Annotated in this window: 21 protein-coding genes; 11 read left to right on the plus strand and 10 right to left on the minus strand. The window is 65.8% G+C overall.

All coding sequences use genetic code 11. From position 1 onward, the window contains the following. The first annotated feature begins 3 nt into the window (after positions 1 to 3). The 3 genes from CDA09_RS11890 to CDA09_RS11900 all read left to right on the plus strand — a co-directional run bounded on the left by CDA09_RS11890 (position 4) and on the right by CDA09_RS11900 (position 3127). A complete protein-coding gene (locus tag CDA09_RS11890) occupies positions 4 to 516 on the plus strand; it encodes a peroxiredoxin (protein ID WP_121430846.1) in 513 nt (170 codons plus the stop codon). After that, a complete protein-coding gene (locus CDA09_RS11895; RefSeq protein WP_121428864.1) occupies positions 482 to 961 on the plus strand; it encodes an FKBP-type peptidyl-prolyl cis-trans isomerase in 480 nt (159 codons plus the stop codon). Before CDA09_RS11890 ends, CDA09_RS11895 begins: the two co-directional genes overlap by 35 nt. A gap of 87 nt (positions 962 to 1048) precedes the next feature. Beyond that, positions 1049 to 3127 carry an ABC transporter ATP-binding protein gene (locus CDA09_RS11900; RefSeq protein ID WP_121428865.1) on the plus strand — a complete coding sequence of 693 codons (2079 nt, stop codon included), beginning with the start codon at positions 1049 to 1051 and terminating at the stop codon, positions 3125 to 3127. A 14-nt stretch (positions 3128 to 3141) separates the two neighbouring features. Here CDA09_RS11900 and CDA09_RS11905 read toward each other — a convergent pair whose 3' ends face one another. Both CDA09_RS11905 and gloB read right to left on the minus strand, forming a co-directional pair. Then, positions 3142 to 4680 carry a transglycosylase SLT domain-containing protein gene (locus CDA09_RS11905; RefSeq protein ID WP_286164099.1) on the minus strand — a complete coding sequence of 513 codons (1539 nt, stop codon included), beginning with the start codon at positions 4678 to 4680 and terminating at the stop codon, positions 3142 to 3144. Positions 4681 to 4886: 206 nt separating this feature from the next. After that, positions 4887 to 5678, minus strand: coding sequence for a hydroxyacylglutathione hydrolase (gloB, locus tag CDA09_RS11910; RefSeq protein ID WP_121428867.1), 792 nt, complete (start codon positions 5676 to 5678; stop codon positions 4887 to 4889). On the opposite strand from gloB, the gene CDA09_RS11915 reads away from it, so the two are divergent. Genes CDA09_RS11915 through dnaQ form a run of 3 tightly spaced genes read left to right on the plus strand, consistent with a single transcriptional unit; the run spans position 5677 to position 7650 of the window. Next, the gene (locus CDA09_RS11915) at positions 5677 to 6414 is read left to right on the plus strand and encodes a class I SAM-dependent methyltransferase (protein WP_121428869.1); all 738 of its coding nucleotides are present in this window, start codon (positions 5677 to 5679) and stop codon (positions 6412 to 6414) included. The two genes, gloB and CDA09_RS11915, sit on opposite strands and share 2 nt — an antisense overlap. Continuing rightward, entirely contained in the window at positions 6415 to 6876 is a 462-nt protein-coding gene (gene rnhA, locus CDA09_RS11920; RefSeq protein WP_121428870.1) for a ribonuclease HI, read from the plus strand. It begins immediately after the preceding gene. Positions 6877 to 6921: 45 nt separating this feature from the next. Further along, positions 6922 to 7650: a DNA polymerase III subunit epsilon gene (dnaQ, locus tag CDA09_RS11925; RefSeq protein WP_121428872.1), complete on the plus strand. Its 729-nt coding sequence runs from the start codon at positions 6922 to 6924 to the stop codon at positions 7648 to 7650. 63 nt (positions 7651 to 7713) lie between these two features. Here the strand turns inward: dnaQ and CDA09_RS11930 are convergent, their stop codons facing one another. Genes CDA09_RS11930 through CDA09_RS23835 form a run of 3 tightly spaced genes read right to left on the minus strand, consistent with a single transcriptional unit; the run spans position 7714 to position 11011 of the window. Continuing rightward, entirely contained in the window at positions 7714 to 8469 is a 756-nt protein-coding gene (locus CDA09_RS11930) for a fused MFS/spermidine synthase (protein WP_121428874.1), read from the minus strand. Further along, the gene (gene mutS / locus CDA09_RS23830; protein ID WP_502697065.1) at positions 8466 to 9833 is read right to left on the minus strand and encodes a DNA mismatch repair protein MutS; all 1368 of its coding nucleotides are present in this window, start codon (positions 9831 to 9833) and stop codon (positions 8466 to 8468) included. Before mutS ends, CDA09_RS11930 begins: the two co-directional genes overlap by 4 nt. Further along, positions 9755 to 11011, minus strand: a complete 1257-nt coding sequence (locus CDA09_RS23835; RefSeq protein ID WP_502697066.1) for a MutS N-terminal domain-containing protein — start codon at positions 11009 to 11011, stop codon at positions 9755 to 9757. Before CDA09_RS23835 ends, mutS begins: the two co-directional genes overlap by 79 nt. Before the next feature lie 421 nt (positions 11012 to 11432). On the opposite strand from CDA09_RS23835, the gene CDA09_RS11940 reads away from it, so the two are divergent. Genes CDA09_RS11940 through CDA09_RS11960 form a run of 5 tightly spaced genes read left to right on the plus strand, consistent with a single transcriptional unit; the run spans position 11433 to position 15525 of the window. Further along, on the plus strand, positions 11433 to 13058 hold the full coding sequence (locus CDA09_RS11940; RefSeq protein WP_121428876.1) for a cbb3-type cytochrome c oxidase subunit I: 1626 nt from the start codon (positions 11433 to 11435) through the stop codon (positions 13056 to 13058). Positions 13059 to 13061: 3 nt separating this feature from the next. Next, positions 13062 to 13667, plus strand: a complete 606-nt coding sequence (locus CDA09_RS11945) for a cbb3-type cytochrome c oxidase subunit II (protein WP_121428877.1) — start codon at positions 13062 to 13064, stop codon at positions 13665 to 13667. 20 nt (positions 13668 to 13687) lie between these two features. Next, positions 13688 to 14275: a c-type cytochrome gene (locus CDA09_RS11950; RefSeq protein WP_121430848.1), complete on the plus strand. Its 588-nt coding sequence runs from the start codon at positions 13688 to 13690 to the stop codon at positions 14273 to 14275. A gap of 18 nt (positions 14276 to 14293) precedes the next feature. Beyond that, positions 14294 to 14917 (plus strand): SCO family protein, encoded by a 624-nt coding sequence (locus CDA09_RS11955; protein WP_121428879.1) that lies wholly within the window; start codon positions 14294 to 14296, stop codon positions 14915 to 14917. Next, positions 14914 to 15525, plus strand: coding sequence for a hypothetical protein (locus CDA09_RS11960; protein WP_121428881.1), 612 nt, complete (start codon positions 14914 to 14916; stop codon positions 15523 to 15525). Before CDA09_RS11955 ends, CDA09_RS11960 begins: the two co-directional genes overlap by 4 nt. Positions 15526 to 15848: 323 nt before the next feature. Here the strand turns inward: CDA09_RS11960 and CDA09_RS11965 are convergent, their stop codons facing one another. From CDA09_RS11965 to idrP2, 5 genes are all read right to left on the minus strand, one after another. Next, on the minus strand, positions 15849 to 16808 hold the full coding sequence (locus CDA09_RS11965) for a putative bifunctional diguanylate cyclase/phosphodiesterase (protein ID WP_121428883.1): 960 nt from the start codon (positions 16806 to 16808) through the stop codon (positions 15849 to 15851). 145 nt (positions 16809 to 16953) lie between these two features. After that, the gene (gene idrA, locus CDA09_RS11970; protein WP_121428884.1) at positions 16954 to 19632 is read right to left on the minus strand and encodes an iodate reductase subunit IdrA; all 2679 of its coding nucleotides are present in this window, start codon (positions 19630 to 19632) and stop codon (positions 16954 to 16956) included. 11 nt (positions 19633 to 19643) lie between these two features. Further along, positions 19644 to 20234, minus strand: a complete 591-nt coding sequence (gene idrB / locus CDA09_RS11975; RefSeq protein ID WP_121428886.1) for an iodate reductase subunit IdrB — start codon at positions 20232 to 20234, stop codon at positions 19644 to 19646. A gap of 11 nt (positions 20235 to 20245) precedes the next feature. After that, a complete protein-coding gene (gene idrP1 / locus CDA09_RS11980; RefSeq protein ID WP_121428888.1) occupies positions 20246 to 21385 on the minus strand; it encodes an iodate reductase cytochrome-c peroxidase IdrP1 in 1140 nt (379 codons plus the stop codon). 10 nt (positions 21386 to 21395) lie between these two features. Beyond that, entirely contained in the window at positions 21396 to 22502 is a 1107-nt protein-coding gene (idrP2, locus tag CDA09_RS11985; RefSeq protein WP_164844409.1) for an iodate reductase cytochrome-c peroxidase IdrP2, read from the minus strand. Between the last annotated feature and the right edge of the window lie 112 nt (positions 22503 to 22614).

Below are 22614 nucleotides of genomic sequence, written 5' to 3' on the forward strand. Positions count from 1 at the left end.
CACATGCTGCAGATCGGTGATATCGCGCCAACGTTTTCACTGCCGGATGCGGACATGGAGGATTTCGACCTCGCCGCAGAACGCGGCAGGCATCATGTGGTCCTCTACTTTTACCCCCGTGACAACACGCCGGGATGCACCCTGCAGGCGGCCGACTTCACCGACCATGAAGAGGACTTCGCCCGCTACGGCTGCATCATCGTCGGTGTCAGTCCCGACGATTGCCTGACCCATGCCGAATTTCGCGACGAGCACGGCCTGTCGATACGTCTGCTCTCGGACGTCGAGACCGAGGTGTGCAAGCTCTACGAAGTGTGGCGGCCCAAGGAAGTCGATGGTGTGAAGAAGATGGGTGTGGCACGGACGACCTTCGTGATCGACAAGGACGGCGTCGTCCGCTACGCACTCCACGACGTAAACCCCCGCGGCCATGCGGCGGGGGTCTTCGAACTGGTCAGGAAACTGGAAACCGAGAAAGCCAATGGAAATTGTCAAGAACACCGTCGTAACGCTTAAGTACACCGTCGTCGATCCGGACGGCAACATGATCGATGACGGCCAGCAGCCGCTGGTCTACATCCACGGCGGCTACGACGGCATCTTCCCCGCCATCGAGGAAGCGCTGCACGGCAAGAAGGTCGGCGAGCAACTGAAGGTCAAGCTGCAGCCCGAAGACGCGTTCGGCGAATACGACGAGGAGCTGGTGCTGGTCGAGGACGTCAGCCAATTCCCCGAGAACATCGAGGTCGGCATGTCCTTCGAGCGCGTCACGGATGACGGCGAAGAGGAAATGATCTACCGCATCACCGACATCGCCGACGGCAAGGTCGTCGTCGACGGCAACCACCCGCTCGCGGGCACGGCGCTGGTGTTCGACGTGACGGTCGCCGAAGTGCGCCCCGCGACGGCCGAGGAGCTGTCGCACGGCCATGTGCACGGTGCGGGCGGCCACCATCACTGATCGGTTTGTCATCGCACAACTGATCGCCAGGGGGCCGCGCAAGCGGCCCCTTTACCGTCCACCGCTCATTCCCCACTCCTGCGCCCGATGACCGCCTTGACCGGAAATGCCATTCCGCAACCTGAAAGCCGCGATCGCGCGCCCGTCGCTCCGCTTCTCGATGTAAGCGGGCTGCGTGTGCATATCGGCACGTCCGGACGGCCGGTGCGGCCGGTGGACGGCGTAGGCTTCTCGATCGGGGCAGGGGAGACCTTCGCCCTGCTGGGCGAGTCTGGCTGCGGCAAATCCATGACCGCGCTGGCCCTGCTGCGCCTGCTGCCGGACGCCGGGCGCATCATCGCCGGAAACGTGCGCTTTGCGGGCGACGATCTGCTCGCGCGCACCGAGGCCGACATGCGCGAAGTGCGTGGGGGAAAGATCGCGATGATCTTCCAGGAGCCGTCGACCAGCCTCAATCCGGTGATGACCGTGATGACTCAGATCGGCGAGGTCCTCGCGCGCCACCGCCGGCTGCGCGGCGCGGCCGCCCGGGAAGAGGCGCGACGGCTGCTCGACGCGGTGGGAATTCCCGACGCCGAACGCCGCCTCGACGACTATCCCTTCCAGTTTTCGGGCGGGATGAAGCAGCGCGTGATGATCGCGATGGCGCTCGCGGGCGAACCCGAGCTGCTGATCGCCGACGAGCCGACGACGGCCCTCGACGTGACGATCCAGGCGCAGGTGTTGGACCTGCTCGTCGGGCTCCAGGCCGAGCGGGGAATGGGCATGCTGCTGATCACCCACGATCTGGGCGTGGTCGCGCGCATGGCGCAGCGCATCGGCGTGATGTACGCCGGCGAGCTCGTCGAGACCGGCGCGCGCGACGACTTCTTCCGCGCCCCGCTGCACCCTTATTCGCGCAAACTGTTCGCTGCGCTGCCGACCGACGCCCAGCGTGGCCGTCCGCTCGCGGCGCTGGGCGGGCAGGTGCCGCCGCTGGACCAGCCCTTCGCGGGCTGCCGCTTCGCCGGACGGTGTCCCGATGTCTTCGCGCGCTGCCACGACGAGGCGCCCGCCTGGCACGTCGTCGGCGCCCAGTCCGTGCGCTGCCATCTGTATGCCGGCGCGCACCGCGCGACGGAAACGGTCCGGGGCGCGGAAGGCACGATCCTGCGGCAGCCGTCCTCGCAACCGGTCGCACCGCTGCTGGACGTGCGCGACCTGCAAGTGCATTTTCCGGTGCGCAAGGGGCTGCTGCGCCGAGAGGTCGCGCGCGTACGCGCTGTCGACGGCGTGAGCCTGACGCTCGCGCCCGGGCGCACGCTGGCGCTGGTCGGCGAATCGGGTTGCGGCAAGACCACTGCCGGCAAGGCGATCCTTCAGCTCGTGACGCCGACCGGAGGTGAGGTGTACCTCGACGGCACGCCGCTCGCCGGTCTGTCGCAGGCGGCCTTGCGCGAACTGCGACGCGACTTCCAGATGGTGTTCCAGGATCCCTTCGCGTCGCTCAACCCGCGCATGCGCGTCGGCGAGATCATCGAGGAGGGCTTGCTCGCGCTCGGCGTGGAGCCGGATGCGCTGAAACGAGCCGCGCGCATCGACACGCTGCTCGCGCGCGTGGGACTCACGCCGGACATGAAGCTGCGCTATCCGCACGAATTTTCCGGCGGCCAGCGCCAGCGCATCGCGATCGCCCGTGCGCTCGCGGTGCAGCCGAAGCTGATCGTCTGCGACGAACCGACGAGCGCCCTGGACGTCTCGGTGCAGGCGCAGATCCTGAACCTGATGCGCGAGCTGCAGGCCGAATTCGAACTGGCCTACCTCTTCATCACGCACAACATCGGGGTGGTGAGCTGGATGGCCGACGACGTCGCGGTGATGTATCTGGGGCGGATCGTCGAGCAGGGGGCGGTCGCGAAAGTGCTGGAGGCGCCAGCGCATCCCTACACCCGCGCATTACTGGCCGCCGTACCGGACATCGCACGTGAAACTGCAGTCAAGGCGGGGGAAGCAGGCAGGATTGCCCGGACGACCGCTGCCGCCGATCTGCCATCGCCGCTGGCCCCGCCGTCCGGTTGCCATTTTCACCCGCGCTGCGAACGCGCCACCGACATCTGCCGCGCCCAGTATCCGGCGCAGACGGAGCTGCGCGGCGGGCGCAGCGTGCGTTGCCACTGGCCGCTCTGAAACTCGCGACGGAGTTAGCGTTTCTTCGCGTGCGGCTTCGTTGTCGACTTGCCCGCCTGCTTGGTCGCCGGCTTGGCGCTGGTCTTCGACTTGGTGCCGGACTTCCCGGCTGCTCGTGTCGCAGCCGGGACCTTGGCCGACGTGCCTTTGCGATTGCCGGCCGCGGATTTGCCCGTGTGCGTCTTTCCGCCGGCGTGTGCGCCTTTCCGGCCGCCCTTGCCGTTGACCTTGCCCGCCGACGGCGGCGGAATCGTGCTGGTGTCGAGTGCCGCGGCGCGGGGAATCATCCGGGCCGCGGCAAGAGCGCCAGCCATTTCCCCGCCCTCGGGCACTAGCAGCGTGTAGCCGGCGCTGACCCGGCTGCGGGCGTCCAGTCCGTTGATCTGCTGCAGTTCGCTGGGCGAAAGGCCGAAGTCGCGCGCGACGGATGCGAGGGTGTCGCCACGCTGCATTTCGTAGGTGCGCCACTGCCGGCCGGCGTCTTGCCGCTCGGCGAGGCGCGCGCGGAAGCGTTCGGCCCGGTCAACCGGGATCACGAGCGAGTTGGCCTGCGCGATGGCGGGGCGGTTGTACGAGGGATTCAGTGCGAGAAACTCGTCGAGCGGCATTTCGGCAAGCCGGGCTGCCGTGGCAAGATCGATGCCCGCGGGCGCCGTAACGGTGACGAAATGGCGAGTGTTGGGGACGTAGGGCAGTTCAAAGTGGAAGAGTTCGGGCTGCGCTACGATATTCTTCAGTGCCTGCAGCTTGGGGACGTAGTTGCGGGTTTCCTCGGGCATTCGCAGCTGGCTGTATTCCGCGGGAAGCCCCGCGGCGAGATTCTTCTGGACGGCCCGCCCGACGGCACCTTCTCCCCAGTTGTACGACGCGAGGGCAAGGTGCCAGTCGCCTTGCATCTCGTAGATGGTCTGGAGATAGTCCAGCGCAGCGTTGGTTGAAGCGATGACGTCGCGCCGCTCGTCCACCCACTTGTCCTGCGTGAGGTTGTAGTTGCGGCCGGTCGAGGGAATGAACTGCCACAACCCTGACGCACGGGCGCGCGAATAGGCCATCGGGTTGTAACTGCTCTCGACCATCGGCAGGAGCGCCAGCTCGGTCGGCATGCCGCGGCGTTCGAGCTCGTCGACGATGTGGTAGAGGTAGCGTCCGCCGCGTTCGAACACCTTCTTGAGGAAGCCCGGGCGGTTGAGGTAGAAGAGCTGCTGCTCGGCGACGGCTTCGGTGTCGAGATCCGGCATCCCGAACCCCCGCCGGATGCGGTCCCAAATGTCGTTTGCGTCACGCGTCAGGTCGAGCGTCAGTACACGGGGAGTCGGATCGCGCAGTTCGAGCACCTGGCTCGGGGAAGCGGTCAGGCCTTCCGTTGATCGCGCTGCGGTCCGCGGTCGCAAGCTCCCGAGTGCCGGTACGTCGGCGGCCTGCGCAGGGGGGGCTTCGGCGGGCGAGGGAGGCGTGAGGGGCGCGGGCGCAGGCTCATCCTCGGCGGTCGCGGAGGAAATGGTCGCGACCAGCAACATGGTCAGCAGCAGAATTCGCAGGAGTGAAATCGCCATCAATCCGGCGCCCGTTCGACAGACAAAGAGGGTGGACTCTAGGGCAGTGTCGTAGGTGCGTCAAACCCGGCGTCGGATGCGCCGGACGGCGGCCAGCCACCGCGATTCGATCCGGCAACGAGCTGCCGTTCGGGCTGAGCCGGTCGCAGTCCGGCCCATGCCTTTCGAACAGGCTCGGAGCAAGCGGTCATATCGGCTTGCCGCCCTTAGAACACGTCCTTCCAGCGGCGCAGGGCGGCGAAGCATTCCGCGGAACCCGTCGGGCGCTGGCCGTCGCGTGCGGTGACGGCATCGATCAGCGCCGATGACTCGGTGCGCAGGAAAGGATTGATCCGGCGTTCACGCTCGATGCTGCTGGGCAGGGTCGGGCGGCCGGCCGCGCGCCGGGCTTCGCATTCCGCAAGCCAGGCGTCGCGCGCGGGGTTGTCGGATTCGGCCGCGCGGGCGAAGGCGAGGTTCGCGAGCGTGTATTCGTGTGCGCAGTGGACCGCGGTGTCACCGGGAAGCTGCGCGAGGCGCTGCAGGGATTGGTGCAGTTGCGCGGCTGTACCGCCGAGCAGGCGGCCGCAACCGGCGCTGAACAGCGTGTCCCCCGGGAACAGGATGCCGGGCGCGTAGTAGGCGATGTGCGTGGCCGTGTGGCCCGGGATGCCGAGCACCGAGAAGCGCAGGCCGAGCGCATCGAGGGCGACTTCATCGCCCTCGCCGACGTGGCGGGTGATGGCGGGGATGTCCTCGCCGGCAGGGCCGAGGACTTCCGGCCGATGGCGTGCCGCCAGCTCGGCGACGCCGCCGATGTGATCGCTGTGATGGTGGGTGAGCAGGACCGCCACGAGGCGCAGGCCCTGTTCGCGCAGGGCCGTTTCGACGACCGAGGCGTCGCCGGGATCGACCACGGCCGCCGCCGGGCCATGCCTGAGCAACCAGATATAGTTATCGCGGAAAGCCGGAAGAGGGATAATGTCGCTGCTGCGGAATTTTGAGTGCTGATCGTTCATGTCCATCCTCAGTCTGTCGGACTGGCTTGAAACCCCGCAGGGAAGCTACCTGCTGCGGTGGGAGCAGGCGAAGTTCGATCTCATGGTAGCCGACATTTTCGGCTACAACGCAGTGCAGATAGGCCTGCCGGAACATAATTTCCTGCGCGCCAACCGCATTCCGTACCGGTTTCATTGCGCGCGCTCGGGCGACATTGCGGTCGTCGCGAACGGTGATGCGCTGCCGTTCGCGGCCGCGAGCATCGATCTTGTGCTGCTGCCGCACGTGCTCGAATTTTCGCCCCACCCGCACCAGGTGCTGCGCGAAGTCGAACGGGTGCTGGTACCGGAAGGAAGCGTCATCATCGCCGGGTTCAATCCCTTCAGCCTGTGGGGTTTGCGGCGGTTGGTGGCGCGGCGTTCAGGCACCTACCCATGGCGCGGGCAATACCTGTCGGTGCGGCGTACGAAGGACTGGCTGGCGCTGCTGGGTTTCGAAACGCAGGCGGGGAGCTTCGGCTGCTATGCGCCGGCGTTCACGCGCACCAAGTGGCTGGAGCGCTGCGGCTTCATGGACAAGGCGGGCGACCGCTGGTGGCCGATCTGCGGCGGCACCTACATCATCCAGGGCATCAAGCGGGTGCAGGGGATGCGATTGATAACGCCGAACTGGCGCGATGCGCGCGCCGCGGCAAAGCGCCTTTCACCGGTGGCCCAGCGCGGGCGGCAGGTGACGGGCGTACAGAAAGTGGAATAAATGGAAGAAGTCGAAATATTCACCGACGGGGCCTGCAGCGGCAACCCGGGCCCCGGCGGCTGGGGCGCGATCCTGCGCAGCGGCCTGCACGAGAAGGAAATCTGGGGCGGCGAGCCCCAGACCACCAACAACCGCATGGAACTGCTCGCAGTGATCCGCGCGCTGGAGACGCTCAAGCGTCCCGTGGCGGCGCGCGTGCACACCGACAGCCAGTACGTGCAAAAGGGTATCTCGGAATGGATCCACGGCTGGAAGAAGCGCGGCTGGAAGACCGCCTCGCGCGAGCCGGTGAAGAACGAGGATCTGTGGCGGGCGCTTGATGAGGCGGCGAGCCGGCACAAGGTCGCGTGGATCTGGGTGCGCGGTCACGCGGGCCATGCCGAAAACGAGCGCGCGGACGAGCTTGCGCGACGGGGCGTCGCGGCCGTGCGCGCGCAGGGCAGGGCCGTTGCCGAGATCTGATCAACCGGCCCGCGAGGGCGCGAACAAATTACCAGGGATGAACCCTTGAGACAGATTGTCCTGGATACCGAAACGACCGGCCTCGACTGGCGCAATGGCGACCGCGTGATCGAGATCGGCTGCGTCGAACTGTTGAATCGCAACCTGACGGGGCGGCACTACCACGTCTACATCAACCCCGAACGGGGGATCGATGCCGAGGCGATCGCGGTGCACGGCATCACCGAGGAGTTCCTCGCGGACAAGCCGAAATTCCGCGATATCGCCGACGACTTCATGGATTTCGTGCGCGACGCGGAGCTCGTGATCCACAATGCGAGCTTCGACGTGGGCTTCCTCGACCACGAGCTGTCGCTGCTGCGGCATCCGAAGCTGGATGCACTGTGCGCGGGCGTGATCGACACGCTGCGGATGGCCAAGGAGCAGAATCCGGGCAAGAAGGCGTCGCTCGACGCGTTGTGCGATCGCTATGAGATCGACAACGCCGCACGCACGCTGCACGGGGCGCTGCTCGACGCGGAGCTCCTCGCCGAGGTCTACCTGGCGATGACCCGCGGGCAGGAAAGCCTGATGATGATGCTCGACGACGAACCTGCGGCGGGCAGCGGGGAAGACGGCGGATCGCCGGTCGAGCGGCCGCCGCTGCGGGTGCTGCGTGCGTCCGCCGAGGAATTGGGCGAGCACGATCGCATCCTGCAGGACATCGCGAAGGCGAACAAGGGCGCCTGCCTGTGGATTCCGCCGGTGCCGGCCGAGGAAGCGCCCGTGGCCTGATCCGGCGGAAGCGGGCTGCAGGGCGGATCAGGCTTTACGCCATCCGCCGTGCGGAATGCGCGCTCAGAGGATCAGCCGTCCGCCCGGCAGACTTCCGGCCTTCTCGAGCCGCGTGACAGTGGGACCGAGGTCGAGGCCGGTCTTGTCCTTCAACGCCCGTGCGCGCTCGCGCAACTCCGTTACGGGAAGGTCGACCTGTTCGCCTTCGGCCCCGAAGGCGACGACGTTGCCGCTGTCGCAGGACGGAAAGGCGATTGCGCGGTCGTCGAAGGCCGTGATGATGCGCTCGACGCTGGTGCGGAAGCCGCGCGAACGGCCGAAGAGATTCACCGAGAGCAGGCCCTGTTCGGACAGCCTGGTGCGGGCCGCCGCGTAGAACGGCGCGGTGTCGAGTGCGCCGGCGCGGGCGTTGCGATCGAAGCCGTCGACCAGGATCAGGTCGAACTTGCGCTCAGTTTCCATCACGTAGCGCACGCCGTCACCGACGTGGATCGCGAGCCGTTCGTCCTCGTCCGGCAGCTTGAAGAACTGGCGCGCGGCAGCGACGACACGCGGTTCGATCTCGACGACCTGGACGCGGGTCTGCGGGCAATGGTGGTGCAGGAAACGCGTCAGCGATGCCGCGCCGAGGCCGATCACGAGGGCCGTGCGCGGCCACTCTTCGGCGTCGCGCAGCAGCAGGCCGGCCATCATTTCACGCGTGTAGGCGAGTTCCAGCGCGTTGGGACGCCGGATGCGCATGGCGCCCTGGACCCACTCCGATCCGAAGTGGAGGTAGCGGACCCCGCCGTCCTCGCTGATGTCGATCGGGGTGCTCATGCCGTCATCCGTTTCAGCGCATAGAGGTGTTCGAGCGCCTCGCGCGGGCTGAGGCTGTCGGGGTCGAGTTCGGCGAGCGCGGTCAGGGCCGGGTGCGACAGCGGTTCGCCCTCCGGTTCGGGCAACGCGGCGAAGAGGTCGGCCTGCGGGCCGGCGCCGACTTCGCGGTTTTCCAGCGCCCGCAGGCGGCGCTTGGCGTCGCGGACCACCGAGCCGGGGATGCCGGCGAGGGCCGCGACCTCGATCCCGTAGCTCTGGCTCGCGGGCCCTTCCTCGACGGCATGCAGGAAGACGATGCGGTGCGCGTGCTCAACCGCGTCGAGATGCACGTTCGCGCACTCGGGGTAGTCGGCGTTGAGGCGCGTGAGCTCGAAGTAATGGGTCGAGAAGAGCGTCAGGCAGCGGTTCTTTTCGAGCAGATGGCGCGCGATCGCGAAGGCCAGCGCGAGACCGTCGAAAGTCGAGGTGCCGCGGCCGATCTCGTCCATCAGCACGAGGCTCTGGTCCGTGGCGCCGTGCAGGATCGCGGAGGCTTCGGTCATCTCGACCATGAAAGTCGAACGGCCCGACGCGAGGTCGTCGGAGGCGCCGATGCGCGTGAAGATCGCGTCGAGCGGACCGATGCGCGCCGCCTGCGCGGGCACGAAGGCGCCGACGTGGGCGAGCAGGGCGATCAGCGCGACCTGCCGCATGAAGGTCGATTTGCCGCCCATGTTGGGGCCGGTGATCATCAGCATGCGCCGGGTCGGCGCGAGGCTGCAGTCGTTGGCGATGAAGTTCTCGACCTGGCGCTCGACCACCGGGTGACGGCCGCCGATGATGTCCATGCCCGGCTGGTCCGAGAACTGCGGGCGGACGTAGCTGTAGCGCACGGCGGCCTCGCCGAAGGCGCCGAGGCCGTCGAGGCAGGCCAGCGCGCGCGCGATGTGCTGCAGCGTCGGGATGTGGGCGGCGAGGTCTTCGAGCAGGGCCTCGTAGAGCATCTTCTCGCGCGCGAGGGCGCGCTCCTGCGCCGACAGCGCCTTGTCCTCGAAGGCCTTCAGCTCGGGGGTGATGTAGCGTTCGGCGTTCTTCAGCGTCTGCCGGCGGCGGTAATCGTCGGGAACCTTGGCGGCGTTCGCGTGGCTGACTTCGATGTAGAAGCCATGCACCTTGTTGAACTCCACCTTCAGGTTCGCGATGCCACTGCGTTCGCGCTCGCGCACCTCGAGCGCCATCAGGAACTCGCCGCAGTTGGTCTGGATGCCGCGCAGGTCGTCGAGCTCGGCGTCGAAGCCGGTGGCGATCACGCCGCCGTCGCGCACCGCCGCGGCAGGCTCCGGCGCGACCGCGCGCACGAGGAGATCGAGGGCGGCTTCCGGCACGCCGAGCGCGGCCACGAGCTGGGCGAGCAGGGCGAGCAGGGCGGACTTCGAAGCGCGTCGTGCAGTTCGGGCAGGCGCGCGAGGCTGTCGCGCAGGGCGGCAAGATCTCGCGGGCGGGCGCTGCGCAGCGCAATGCGCGCGGTGATGCGATCGACGTCCGCAACGCCGCGGAGCGCCTGGCGGGCGTTCGCGAGCATGCGTGCGTCGCCGGTGTCGTTGCCGATCAGCTCGCTAACGGCGCCGTGGCGCGCGGCTGCATGGTGACGGTCGCGCAGCGGGTGGTGCAGGGCGTGGCGCAGCCAGCGCGAGCCCATGCTGGTGACGCAGGTGTCGAGGAGCGAGAGCAGGGTGGGCGATGCTTCGCCACGCAGCGTCTCGGTAAGTTCGAGATTGCGGCGCGTCGCGGCGTCGAGCCTGAGGTATTCCGATTCGCGCTCGACCTTGAGACCCGTCACGTGTTCGAGGCTCTGGCGCTGCGTGCTGCGCGCGTAGTCGAAGAGCGCCGCGGCTGCGCCCAGGGCGACCGCCATGCCCTCGACGCCGAAGCCCGTCAGGTCGCGCGTGCCGAAATGACCGGTCAACAGGCGTTCGCCCGTTTCGCCATCGAACTGCCAGTCAGCGAGGCGGCGCAGCACCGGCGAGAGCGTTTCGACGAGTGGCAGGGCGAGGCCGTCAGGCACCAGTACCTCGGCCGGGCGCAGGCGCTCGAACTGCGTCTGCAATTGCTCGGCGGGGCATTCCATGACGCGCAGGTCGCCGTTCGCGAGGTTAAGCCACGCGAGCCCGAGCACGCCGCGATGCAGGTTCGCCGCGAGGAGCAGCGAATCGGAACGGTCGTCGAGCAGCGCGGCGTCGGTCAGCGTGCCGGGCGTGACGATGCGGCTGACGGCGCGCTCCATCGGCCCCTTGGTCGTACCCGGGTCGCCAACCTGTTCCGCGATCACGACCGATTCACCGAGCTTCACGAGTCGCGCGAGGTATTGTTCGACCGCATGGAAGGGCACGCCGGCCATCTTGATGGGCTGCCCGGCAGACTGCCCGCGCGTCGTCAGCGTGATGTCCAGCAGCCGCGCCGCCTTCTCCGCGTCGTCGAAGAACAGCTCGTAGAAATCGCCCATCCGGTAGAAGAGCAGCGTGTCCGGATGCTGCTGCTTGATCCGGAGGTATTGCTGCATCATCGGGGTGTGCTCTTTGGCAACCAGACCGTATCCCGAGTTATCTGATATTTGCATTCAAGTTGTGAGTGAAAGCCGGCCAGCGTAGGCAACGAAGGCGCTATTGTCTTCGAAGACAACCTCGGACGCGACCGCGACATCATTTGCAATGCGCGAACGGCGTCCGAATTACGTTGGGCCAAGCCTTTTTGAAGTGCCGCCTGCGGCTGACAGGACTTTTAAGTGACTCCGGGTTACAACGGGATGAGACGGCATGGAGTGCCCTGAGGGCAGCACGCCGCGTCAGCGATCGGCCGGATGAGCGAGCGGCTTGTCCATAAGATGAATCAAAAATATTGCTTTTGACGGGGCGGGTCAATAACATATCTTTGCACAAAGATAATTTTCAAAAAGATTGTTGACCCCACAGAGGTGACTGTTCGTCATGGACATCCCGTTGCTGTTGCTTTCGTCGTTCATCATTGCCGTGACAGGCTTGTTGTTCTTCATCTGGTCCCTGCGCAAGGGGCTTCTCGACCCCCATGCCGCCGCGGCCAAGGTCATCTTTTCATCTGGTGAGATCGGTCGGATCGAGGAACCGGCCGCGACAGCGGCGAAGCAACGGGACCTTCAGCGGGCGATGACGGCGTCGCACTCCGAACCCGACGCCACTGAGCTGCAGGCGCGCCTGGCGGCGGATGCCTCGTCGGCTCGACCGGCCTTCGTACTGCTCGGTTTCGCGGTCTTCTGGCTACTGGTTGCTTCGATTGCGGGCCTCACGAGCTCCATCAAGCTCCATGAGCCGGACTGGCTGACGCAATATGCCTGGCTCAGCTTCGGCCGTATCCGCACGATCCACCTGAACGCGGTCGCCTACGGATGGGCGCCGATGGCAGCGCTCGGCATCGCCTTGTGGATGTTGCCGCGGTTGCTGAAGACCACGCTGGAGGGTGCGCGCTTCGCGGTATGGGGGGCCATCCTGTGGAACATCGGACTCGCGGTCGGCATCGGCTGCATCGCGGTCGGGATCAACGATGGCATGGAGTGGCTGGAAATTCCGGGGCAGGTCGGCGTGCTGTTCGCGGTGGGCGGCGCCATGATCGGCCTGCCGCTGGTCTTCACGCTGCGCCGACGCAAGGTCGAGCACCTTTACGTATCCGTCTGGTACATGGGCGCGGCGCTCTTCTGGTTCCCCGTCCTCTACATCGTCGCAAAGCTGCCCAACCTGCACTTCGGCGTCGAACAGGCGACGATGAACTGGTGGTTCGGCCACAACGTGCTGGGGCTCTTTTACACGCCGCTGTCCCTCGCCGCCGTCTACTACTTTCTGCCCAAGGTCATCGGCCGGCCGATCCAATCGTACAACCTGTCGCTGATCGGTTTCTGGTGTCTCGCGTTCTTCTACGGACAGGTCGGCGGCCACCATCTCGTCGGCGGTCCGGTGCCGGAATGGCTGGTCACGCTGTCGATCGTGCAGAGCATCATGATGATCGTGCCCGTCGTCGCGTTCTCGCTGAACCAGCACCTGACGATGCGCGGGCACTTCGCCGCCCTGAAGCACTCGCCGACGCTGCGCTTCGTCGTGCTGGGCGGGATGATGTATACGCTGAGCTCGATCCAGGGCTCGTTCGAAGCGCTGCGCAGCGTCAACACGATCACCCACTTCACGCACTTCACCGTCGCACACGCTCACCTCGGGCTGTACGGCTTCGTCACGCTGGTGATGTTCGGTGCGATCTACTTCGCGATGCCGCGCATCGTCTCGCGCGAATGGCCGTATCCGAAGCTCATCGCCGTGCACTTCTGGCTGGTTGCGATCGGTTTCGCGATCTACTTCGTGTCGCTGACGACGGCCGGGCTGCTGCAAGGCTTCGCGATGCTCGATGCCAGCAAGCCTTTCATGGAATCGGTGCGCGTCACGCTGCCCTGGCTGGAGGGGCGCTCGATCGGCGGCGCGTTGATGACGCTCGGCCATTTCGCGTTCGCCGCCCACTTCGTGCTGATGGCGCTGGCCCGCGGGCCTCAGCGTAGCGGCGCCGCCATTCTCCGTCCCCTTGCCCGGACTGCCTGAACCATGGAAAACCACGTCAAACTGATCTCGGGCGCGATGGTGACGCTCGCCATTGCTACCGTCTCACTCGTCGTGCTGCCCTATCTGCAGCTTCGTCATGAACCACCCACGGCTGGCCTCAAGCCCTATACCGAAGTGCAGCTGCGCGGACGGCAGGAGTACATCCGCCAGGGCTGCGTCTACTGTCATTCGCAGCAGCCGCGCGACCCCTCGCAGGCGCCGGACGACAAGCGTGGCTGGGGCCGGCCTTCGGTCGCGGGCGACTACTACTACGACCGCCCGCATCTGCTCGGCACGATGCGCACCGGGCCTGATCTGCTCAATATCGGCGCGCGCCAGCCGAGCGCCGACTGGCAGCTCGGCCACCTTTACCAGCCGCGTGCCTACACGCCGGGCAGCATCATGCCGGCCTATCCCTTCCTGTTCGAGCTCAAGAAAGAGGCGGGCCCGGGCGACAAGGTCGTCGCGCTGCCGCCACAGTTCGCACCCGGCGGAGGGGTCGTCGTCGCCACGCAGGAGGCGCAGGACCTTGTGGCCTATCTCCTGTCGCTCGATCGGACCTTCCCCGCGCTGGCGCCGCTCGCCGACGCGAGCCCGGCCTCCAAATGACTCGCAGCCACTTTCCCGACATGTCAGCCAAGACTCGTAACGATCACGCCCAGCGGCGCGAAAACGTCGATCCGCATGAATCCCTCAATCCCGTCCCCCGCCTGATGCTGGGCCTGATCGGCCTGCTGCTCGTGTGGGCCGTCTACTACATCTATACGGCGCATCCCGCTACGCGTCCCGCCCTCGGAGACCGCCGCAACGTGGAGATCCTCGCGGCCGTGCCGAGCAAGGCCTTCGATGGCGCGCAGATCTTCGGCGCCAATTGCGCGGCCTGCCATCAGGCCGCAGGCACCGGCATTCCCCAGGTCTTTCCGCCGCTGGCGGGTTCCGCCTGGGTCAATGGCGGCGAACAAGTCGTGATCCAGATTCTGCTGCACGGGATCAACGGCAGCATCGAAGTCGCCGGCAACACGTACAACGGCGTGATGCCGGCGTTCGGCGACAAACTCGGCGATGCGGAGATCGCCGCCGTCGCGAGCCACATCCGCAGCCAGTGGGGCAATCAGGCTGCGCCGGTGACGGCGGAATCGGTCGCGGATCAGCGCAAGCGCACGGCAGACCGCAGCGCCCCGTGGAACGGCGGCGCGGAACTCGCGACGCTGAAATAGGCCGCGTCGCCACAAGCCATGCGTACTGCCATTACCTGCGCGCTGATCCTGCTGTTGGGCCTCGCGGCATTCTCGGAGGTCAGCGCCGGCTTCCGGGTCGTCACGAGCGAGGCCGCGCGCCGCCTCGACGTGCGCGAGCACGCGCCGGAAATGCCCGACGCAGCGCTTGTCGGCGCCGGCGCGTCCGCCTACTCGCTACGTGGGGATCTGGCGCGGGACGGCCGCATCGCACTCGTCGACTTCATCTACACCCGCTGCGAATCGGTGTGCAGCGTACTGGGCACGGAATTCCAGCAACTGCAGCAGGAGATCCGGAAGCAGGGGCTACAGGACCGCGTTCGCCTCATCAGCATCAGCTTCGACCCGGCAGACGACGCCGACGCATTGGCGCGCTACGCAGACCGCATGCACGCCGAGGGCTCCGTCTGGCGCTTCGCCAGTGTCGTCGACCCGCAGGCGTTGCGGCCGCTGCTCGACGCCTTCGGCATCGTCGTCGTGCCCGATGGAATGGGGGGCTTCGTGCATAACGCCGCGATCCACACGCTCGCCCCGGACGGCCGGCTGATCCGCATCGACGACCTCGGTGAGGCCCGCATCGCGCTGCGCTCCGCGCTCACTCACTCGGAGCTTGTGTCACGATGAGCCGCCGCCGATTTGCTTTCCTTGGCGTGGCACTCCTGGCGGCTGGCACTGTGCCATCGCTACGCACCTGGCTCGAGGCCGACATGGCGCGCCACATGCTCATGCAGTTTCCGCTGCTGATCCTTACCGGCGCCGCATTCGCGTCAGCGTTGCCGGCGCGCTTGCGCGGCGCTGTCGCTGCCGTCAACGCGCACGGCCTCGCGGGCCTGCTGTTCTGCCTGTTGGTCTCGGCGTTCTGGATGGTTCCGCGCGCTCTCGATCAGGCTTTGCTGTCGCCCCCGGTGGAAATCGCGAAGATCGCGGCGCTGCTCGTGGCCGGAGGCGCGCTGCGATTGTCATGGCGCCCGGCCGGCATCGTCGTCCAGACCTTCTTCATCGGAAACTGGGCCTGGATGACCGCGGTCGTCGGGCTTCTCTACCAGGACATGAGCACGCGCCTGTGCAACGGCTATCTGCTGGATCAACAGGTCATCGCCGGACAGGGACTCGTCGCCCTGGCGATCGTCCTGCCGACGGCATTCATCGCGCTTCTCGCAAAGCGGGGAGTGCTCGCAGGCGACGCGTCAGAAGCGACTCAGGGCTACCCAACGGGAAGCACTGCGCAGTAGCGGAATTCAGTCACCAGCCGTGTTGATCGCTTCGCCCACCGCTCGCGCGAACTCTTCGGCAAATTACGGCACGATCAGTCCGGATTGGCGACCGCGATAGCAGCGTCACGATCCAGGGCCGGCGGATAGATCCATTCCCGCTCGAGCGACCAGGCGTCCTCTCGCATCAGAGTGATCTGCGAGGCCCAACAACCTTCAGTGTAGCGAGCCCCACGCCTGCATTGGTTTACATAATGCCAATTATGGCGGTTTTACATCGAGCAAGATGCTCCCCGCGAAACTTCCATGATCGCTGCTGACGCAGTTCGGTTGCAGCGCATCGATCACATCGACGCCCACCGTCCGCGGCACGCGGCGCCACCGGCCTTCAGCAGATGTGTGATTTCGTCTGCGGGCTCGGGTTTCCCGGTCAGGAATCCCTGAACGTAGTGACAGCCGTGGTCACGCAGAAAGGCTAGCTCGCCCTCTTGCTCGACCCCCTCGGCGACAACCCTCAGGCCGAGTCCGCGCGTGATCGAGAGCAGGCCGGTGATGATCGTCTCATTCGCCGGGTCGCTTGCAAGATCCTGCACGAAGTCACGGGCAATCTTCAGTGTATCGACGCTCATCCGTTTCAAGTGCATCAGCGAGGAAAAGCCCGTTCCGAAGTCGTCGAGTGCGATCGAGACACCCAGGCTGCGGAGGGTCTCGAGCGTACGGATCACGAGCTGATCGTCGTGCGAAAGATGGCTTTCGGTCAATTCCAGTTCCAGCAAACCTGCGGGCATGCGCGATTCCTGCAGGATGGCGACGACCTTGAATGGGAAGTCTCCCGCACGCAGTTGCACCGGGGAAACATTCACCGCGACCCGCAGGGGCATGATCCCTGCCGCACACCATCGCCTGTGCTGCGCGCAGGCTTCACGCAGCACCCATTCGCCGAGGCGGCCGATTTCGCCCATCCGCTCCGCGATCGGGATGAAGATCTCGGGGGGGACGCACCCAAATGCCGGGGAGAACCACCTCAGCAGGGCCTCCACTGCGACGATACGCCCGCTGTCGAGACAGACTTGCGGTTGATAATGCACGGCGAACTCTCGTCGGTCGAGCGCGCGGTACAGTGCAGCTTCAAGCCTGTCGTCCCTCTCTTCGCCAGCCCCACGAGCACGCAAGTCGGCGGACGGGGCGCTCCAAACACCCCGCGCGGGCACCTTCATCGCGTTTCCGCCAAAGTGGCGCAGACCAAACGCACCGCCGAACACTCCCGCCACGTGGCCGGAAATCAGGTCAACCAGACGTGCCATGCTTTACTCCCCTCCCCTGGACCGCCCGCCTCCCGCACTCGAGGATGCGCCGGACAGCCTGCCTCACCCCGTCCGCCAACGCCGGCAACTCATGGGCGCCCGCGACGGTTCGAGTGCGGCGCCCGCAGGGCGCCGCACAGGTTTGTCACACGATGTTGCGCGGCTTGAGGCTCATGCGCGCGAACTCATGCTTGTAGGGCGATTCCCCAACCTTGCTCACAACGCCGCGGCCGAGCTTGTAGCGGTAATTGTTCGTCATCGGGTCGGGCACCGCCGAGACGACGGCGTTGGCGGGCGACTTCGGGAAGTTGAAGTTCGCCTTGGTGACGCCCGGGCGCATCTCGTCGGAGACGATCGCGACGGTGCGGAAGCGGCCAACCGTGGTCATGATGTGGCCGTCGCGCATCAGGTCGTTGAAGTTCAGGTCCGCGTCGAGCACGCCCTGCGGTTGGCCGGTCTGCACATACACCGTGTCGTTGACGACCTCGACGTAGTCGCCCGACTCGATGCCACGTTTGGCTGCGTCGTCGGGATGGATGAACAGGAAGGCCTCCGGCCAGCGCTGCGACAGATAGGGCTTGCGCAGGTCGTCGAAGCCCGACTGCCAGGTCTCGTTGACGCGCCCGTTCGTCACCCACAGCTCGCCCTTCTCCGCACGCGGCTTCACCGCCTCGTAGAACTGGATCCAGCCGGCGTACTTCCACGGCGACTTGAGCAGGATCGCCTTGCCGCTCTGGGTGTTGAAGGCGGTAAGCACCTTGGTTTGCACGGTCACGCCTTCGAGTTCGCCCCAGTCGTTGGTCGGGTCGTGCAGGCGTTGGGTACCGACGAGCTTACCGTCGCGCTTGCGGATCGGAGTCTGGATGCCGGTCGTGCCGTAGGTGCGCAGCAACTCCTGCGCCTTGACACCCTTCGTCTTCGCCTCGTCGGTCAGCACGTGGTAGCTCAGCACGCCGTTTCGCGAGTAACGCGAACCTTCCTCGAAGACGTCGTTGGAATCCTTCCAGTTGTAACCGCCGTCCTTGTCCAATCCCATCTTCTGAGCGAATTTCTGGATGATCCACCAGTCGGGCTTGGCCTCGCCCGGCGCATCGTAGAACTTGCTGTACAGACGCAGGCGGCGCTCGGAGTTGCAGCGCGTGAAGTTGTCCTCGCCCCAGGTCGCCGCGGGCAGCACGATGTCGGCGAGCTCGGTGCCGATCGGCATGACCGGGTAGATATCGGAATTGACCATCACCATTCCGCCGCCGTCGACGCGGCGCTTGAGCGTCTCGAAGATCGAGCGGCGGTCGAGATGCGTGATCTGGTGCGGACTATCGACGGTCAGCTCGCGCATGCGCTTCTCGAGCGCGTTCGAGCCCATCATCGCGGCAATCCAGGTCGTGCCGATGACCCAGGCGAAGCGCAGGTTGCCTTCCATCAGCCACAAGTCGAGGTTGAAGCTCTTCTTGCGCCGGCCGGGATATTTTTCCGGCGAGAGCCAGCTGGAGCCGCCGCCCGCCACCAGGCCACCGCGCTGGTGGCCACCGCCGCGCGAGATCATGCGCCCGGGCCGGTTACCGGCGCCGCAGATAAGACCGAGCGACGCGAAGGACGTCGTGTTCATGTAGTTGTTGGACCAGTAGTTGCCCTTCTCGCACATGAAAGAGGTCTTCGGCAACGAGCCGTCGGCCTTGCGCTTGGCGATCCACTCGGCGGCCTTGACGATGTCGGCCGGGTCGAGGCCGGTGATCTTCGCCGCGACGTCGAGTTTCGACTCTTCCTGGCTGAGGATGAATTTCTTGTAGTCGGGCCAGTCGCTCTGCCACGTTCCCCAGGTGGTGCGCCATTGCCAGCCGGTGTTGCGCGTGCCACGGCCGTAGCCGGAGTCGACCTCCCACGAGTTTGCGATCCACTTGTCGATGAATTCCTGGTCCTGCCAGTTGTTCTCGATGATGATGCGTGCGAGCGCCATGTGCAGCACGGTGTCGGTGCCCGGGATCACGGGCAGCCACAGCCCGCGCCCCTCGCGCAGCGACCAGGCGACGCCGGTGGTCTTGTGCGGGGTGACGAAGATGAATTTCTTGTCGCCGGGCATCATCCACGTGGTGAACAGTGTGGTCTTCGTCTCGTAAGGATCGACGCCGGACAGGAAGGCCACTTCGCAGTCCGCCCAGTCCTGGTAACTCGACGCGAACGAGTCGATGCCGGCGTCGTCGAGACCGGTCGCGTCGTTGGTGTTCGACGCCTTGTCGTGCCATGCGAAGGCCGGCGTGCCGATCGAGGTCATCGCCAGCTTGGTGATCGCGTACGTGTTCTCGAAATACTGGTAGGAATAGGTCTTCATTCCCCATGCATGTTCGCCGTACTTTGTGAGGATGTACTGCGAAATGTCCGCCATGACCTCCGTGGCGAGATCCCAGGTGACCGGCGTGAGCCGGCCATTGACGCGGATCATCGGGTGCTGCAAGCGCTCGCGCGTGAGGTTGTCCGGGTTGTAGCACTTCTCGGCCAGCGTACCGCCGCGGATGGAGTGGTTGCCGCCGACATTGACCACGGTCGCGTCCTTGTCTGGCACGACTACCACGTGGTGGGGCTTGCCCTTGAAACTGACGACGTTGTGCTGCGAAGGGCTTACCCAGGCGGACATCATCATTTGATGCGGGAAGTCGGCTCGCAGTGCGTTCTGCGCAGCCTTCGCGCCGCCTTCCCTGCCCACCGGCCAGCGATACACCTTGTAGCCGCAGGCAACGGTGCAGTAATCGCAGGCGGTCGTGAAGACGTCGGCGTCCTTCGGCGGCAGAGGTACAAAGTCCTTTGCCGTGTTCTTGTCGTGAATGCTCATGCTGGTTCTCCTCAGGCGCGGTGCTCGGCGGTCATCGCGCTGTAGCCGTAGACCAATCCCATCACGCCGACGGCGTAGATGTCGTCACCCTGCACTTCCAGCGTGATCTGCGGCAGGCTCTCGGTCGCGTGGCCCGCAACCACCATGCCGTGGCGTGTAAGGTCGAAGCTGGTGAGGTGCAGCGGGCACGGCCCGAGCACCTGATGCCCGGGCTTGTAGGTGCCGTCGAGCGGGCCGCCCATGTGCGTGCATTGCTGGTTGAAGGCAACGATGTCGCTGTCGGGGCCGATGCCGCCGCCGGCCGGCGCGCCCAACTTGACGAGGATGTTGCGCACGTCGGCATAGGGATAGTTGAAGGTCAGCGGCTCGCCGACCTTCAGGGCCGACAGGCTGCCGATCTTCTGCCGCGCGTAGCTTGCTTTCAGCAACTGCGCGGCTTCGGCGAAGCCGGGGATGCCGCCGAGGCTGACCAGCGCGAGCGCCGCGCCGCCGGTCAGGAGGAAGCTGCGGCGGCTCATGCATGTGCGCCCGCCTTCGTGATCGTGATCGTGTCCGGCGGGCTGCCGGATCTGGATCGCCCTCTGGCTCGATGTCTGGCTCATGTTCAGGCTCCTTACTTCGTCGGCGCGGGCAGCGGCTGGTAGGCGCCCGGCAGCTTGGGTTCGTCGTGGATCAGCGGTTCGCTCATCGACAGGGCATCGAGGAAAGCGAGCAGGTCGGCCTTCTCCTGTGCCGTCAGGCCCAGTGGCTTGAGCAGTTCGCTCTTGTTGGCCGCGTTTCCGCCGCCCGCATCGTAGAAATCCACCACCTGTTCCAGCGTCTTGAATACGCCGTTGTGCATGTAGGGCGCGGTGTATTTCAATTCGCGCAGCGATGGTGTGCGGAACTTGCCGATGTCCTTGGGATTCTTGGTCTGGAAGTACAGCCCGTAGTCCATGTCGGCACTGCGGTACTTCTGCTCCGCGACGCCCTTCTGGTAGTGTTCCCAGCGATGCGTGACCTGATACAGCACGTCGGTCTTGAAACCTTCGAAGTCGGGCAGACCAAGGTTGTAGAACTTCTGGTCGGAGGCAAGCGGCCCGTTGTGGCACTGGATGCATCCGGCCTTGCCGTTGAAGAGCGTCATGCCACGCTTCTGCGCGTCGTTCAGGGCTTTCCTGTCGCCATTTGCGTAGCGGTCGAAGGGCACTTTCGACGCGTCGGAGACGACGGTGCGCTGGTAGGACGAGATCGCGCGGTAGGCGTCATTCATGCGCGGCCACTCGGCGCCAAACACCTTCTTGAAGGCTTCGACGTACTCGGGCAGGAAGCGCATGCGCATTTCCATCACCGAGGGGTCGCCGTTGCCGGCGACGCTGCCTTCGGCTGCCGATGAGGCCTCGGACTCGAGACTGGTCGAAGTCCCGTCCCAGAACAGCTTGTTGTAGTACGCGGCGTTGAGGATGGTCTGCGAGTTGCGCCAGTGCTGCGTGCCCGGGTAGCCGCGCGAGATCGCGTTGTTGTCGCCCCAGCCGAGCGCAGGCAGGTGGCAGGATACGCAGGGCATCGAGCCATCGCCCGACAGACGGCTGTCCCAGAAGAGCTGCTTGCCGAGCGCGATCTTCTCCGGGGACTGCGGGTTGTCCTTTGGGGACGGCACGGGCGGTAGTGGCGCGAGCGGCGGGAAGGTCTGGCCGGTGGCGGCCGTTGCGGTGAGCACCACCGCGAAGGAGGCGGCGATCGCCGAGAGCTTGAGCGTTGTGCGGTTTTTCATCGTGCGTCCCTCAGTTCTTGCCGAAAGTACGGACCTGCATGTCGGGCTGGCCCGGGTTCGCCACGACGACCGGATCACCCGACAACGTCAGCAGGAAAATCACGAGCGCCTTCTGTTCGCCGGCCGAGAGGTTCAGCGGCTTCAGCCCCGAGCCTTCGCCACCGCCCCGGTTGTAGAACGCGACCACTTCATCGAGCGTCGCGAAGACGCCGTTGTGCATATACGGCGCGGTGTATTTGAGGTCGCGCAGCTGTGCGGTCTGGAACTTGCCGATGTCCGCGGGATTCTTCGTGATCGCGTAGGCGCCGACGTCGGTGCGCGCGCTCATGTAGTTCGGCAGGCCGTTCGTCGCGTAGTGGCGCAGCATCGTGATCGTGCGCAGCGGGTTCGCGAGCACGTCCGGATGCTCGGGCACGCCGGTCTTGTACAGCTTGCCGTCCGAGCCGATCGGGCCGTTGTGGCAGGCCACACAGCCGGCCTTGCCCTTGAACAGCGCATAGCCTTCCTTCGCCTCGGCGCTGATCGCGTCGGCGTCGCCCCTGGCGAATTTGTCGAAGGGCGCGTTGGTGGTCTCCAGGCTGCGGATGAACTCGCCGATGACGTTGAATACGCGCATGCCGTTGATGTCGTCGTTGCGCCACTTCTTCCACAGCGCGTCGTACTCCGGCACCTGCTTCAGGCGCTCCTGCATCAGGCGCCCGTCCATGTTCATCGTGTGCGTCTCGGTGATCATGTCGCGCACGAGGGTGCCGGCGTCGGTGCCGTCGAGGCGCCCGTCCCACATGAAGCGCTGGCGATACTTCGCGTTGAGCACGGTGGGCGCGTTGCGGAAGTACTCCATCGACGGATAGCCCGTCGACAGGGCCTGGCCGTCGCCCCAGCCCTTGGCCGGGTCGTGACAGGACGCGCACGACCGGCCCCAATCGCCGGACAGGCGGCGGTCGAAGAAGAAGTATTTGCCGAGCTCGATCATTGCGGCATTGCCCGGCTTCACTTCGGGCATCGGCGCGAGGTCGGGAGCGGCGCCCTGGGCGCCGGACGGGAGCAGCCAAGCCGCCGCAGCCATGCTGCAGGCAGCGAGGAGGCGCCCCGTGCGCGTGTTGTTCGTCGTTTTCATGATTTCCCCTTGCACGAAGAAAGACCCGACTATCGCAAGGGGTACTGCAAACCCTGTGCCATTTTCATGACACATGAAAACATTCAATAAATCATGGATTTGCTGACGAAAT

The sequence above is a fragment of the Azoarcus sp. DN11 genome (genome assembly GCF_003628555.1).
Lineage (GTDB): Bacteria > Pseudomonadota > Gammaproteobacteria > Burkholderiales > Rhodocyclaceae > Aromatoleum.

Bases quoted from the DNA above. Each gene is read 5' to 3' on its own strand.
- CDA09_RS11965 (WP_121428883.1), bottom strand. From the start codon at position 16,808: ATGGCACGTCTGGTTGACCTGATTTCCGGCCACGTGGCGGGAGTGTTC.
- CDA09_RS11900 (WP_121428865.1), top strand. From the start codon at position 1,049: ATGACCGCCTTGACCGGAAATGCCATTCCGCAACCTGAAAGCCGCGAT.
- CDA09_RS11945 (WP_121428877.1), top strand. From the start codon at position 13,062: ATGGAAAACCACGTCAAACTGATCTCGGGCGCGATGGTGACGCTCGCC.
- idrP2 (WP_164844409.1), bottom strand. From the start codon at position 22,502: ATGAAAACGACGAACAACACGCGCACGGGGCGCCTCCTCGCTGCCTGC.
- CDA09_RS11950 (WP_121430848.1), top strand. From the start codon at position 13,688: ATGTCAGCCAAGACTCGTAACGATCACGCCCAGCGGCGCGAAAACGTC.
- CDA09_RS11955 (WP_121428879.1), top strand. From the start codon at position 14,294: ATGCGTACTGCCATTACCTGCGCGCTGATCCTGCTGTTGGGCCTCGCG.
- CDA09_RS11890 (WP_121430846.1), top strand. From the start codon at position 4: ATGCTGCAGATCGGTGATATCGCGCCAACGTTTTCACTGCCGGATGCG.
- CDA09_RS11940 (WP_121428876.1), top strand. From the start codon at position 11,433: ATGGACATCCCGTTGCTGTTGCTTTCGTCGTTCATCATTGCCGTGACA.
- CDA09_RS11905 (WP_286164099.1), bottom strand. From the start codon at position 4,680: ATGGCGATTTCACTCCTGCGAATTCTGCTGCTGACCATGTTGCTGGTC.
- idrP1 (WP_121428888.1), bottom strand. From the start codon at position 21,385: ATGAAAAACCGCACAACGCTCAAGCTCTCGGCGATCGCCGCCTCCTTC.
- CDA09_RS11915 (WP_121428869.1), top strand. From the start codon at position 5,677: ATGTCCATCCTCAGTCTGTCGGACTGGCTTGAAACCCCGCAGGGAAGC.
- idrB (WP_121428886.1), bottom strand. From the start codon at position 20,234: ATGAGCCAGACATCGAGCCAGAGGGCGATCCAGATCCGGCAGCCCGCC.
- CDA09_RS11930 (WP_121428874.1), bottom strand. From the start codon at position 8,469: ATGAGCACCCCGATCGACATCAGCGAGGACGGCGGGGTCCGCTACCTC.
- gloB (WP_121428867.1), bottom strand. From the start codon at position 5,678: ATGAACGATCAGCACTCAAAATTCCGCAGCAGCGACATTATCCCTCTT.
- CDA09_RS11960 (WP_121428881.1), top strand. From the start codon at position 14,914: ATGAGCCGCCGCCGATTTGCTTTCCTTGGCGTGGCACTCCTGGCGGCT.
- idrA (WP_121428884.1), bottom strand. From the start codon at position 19,632: ATGAGCATTCACGACAAGAACACGGCAAAGGACTTTGTACCTCTGCCG.
- rnhA (WP_121428870.1), top strand. From the start codon at position 6,415: ATGGAAGAAGTCGAAATATTCACCGACGGGGCCTGCAGCGGCAACCCG.
- CDA09_RS23835 (WP_502697066.1), bottom strand. From the start codon at position 11,011: ATGATGCAGCAATACCTCCGGATCAAGCAGCAGCATCCGGACACGCTG.
- CDA09_RS11895 (WP_121428864.1), top strand. From the start codon at position 482: ATGGAAATTGTCAAGAACACCGTCGTAACGCTTAAGTACACCGTCGTC.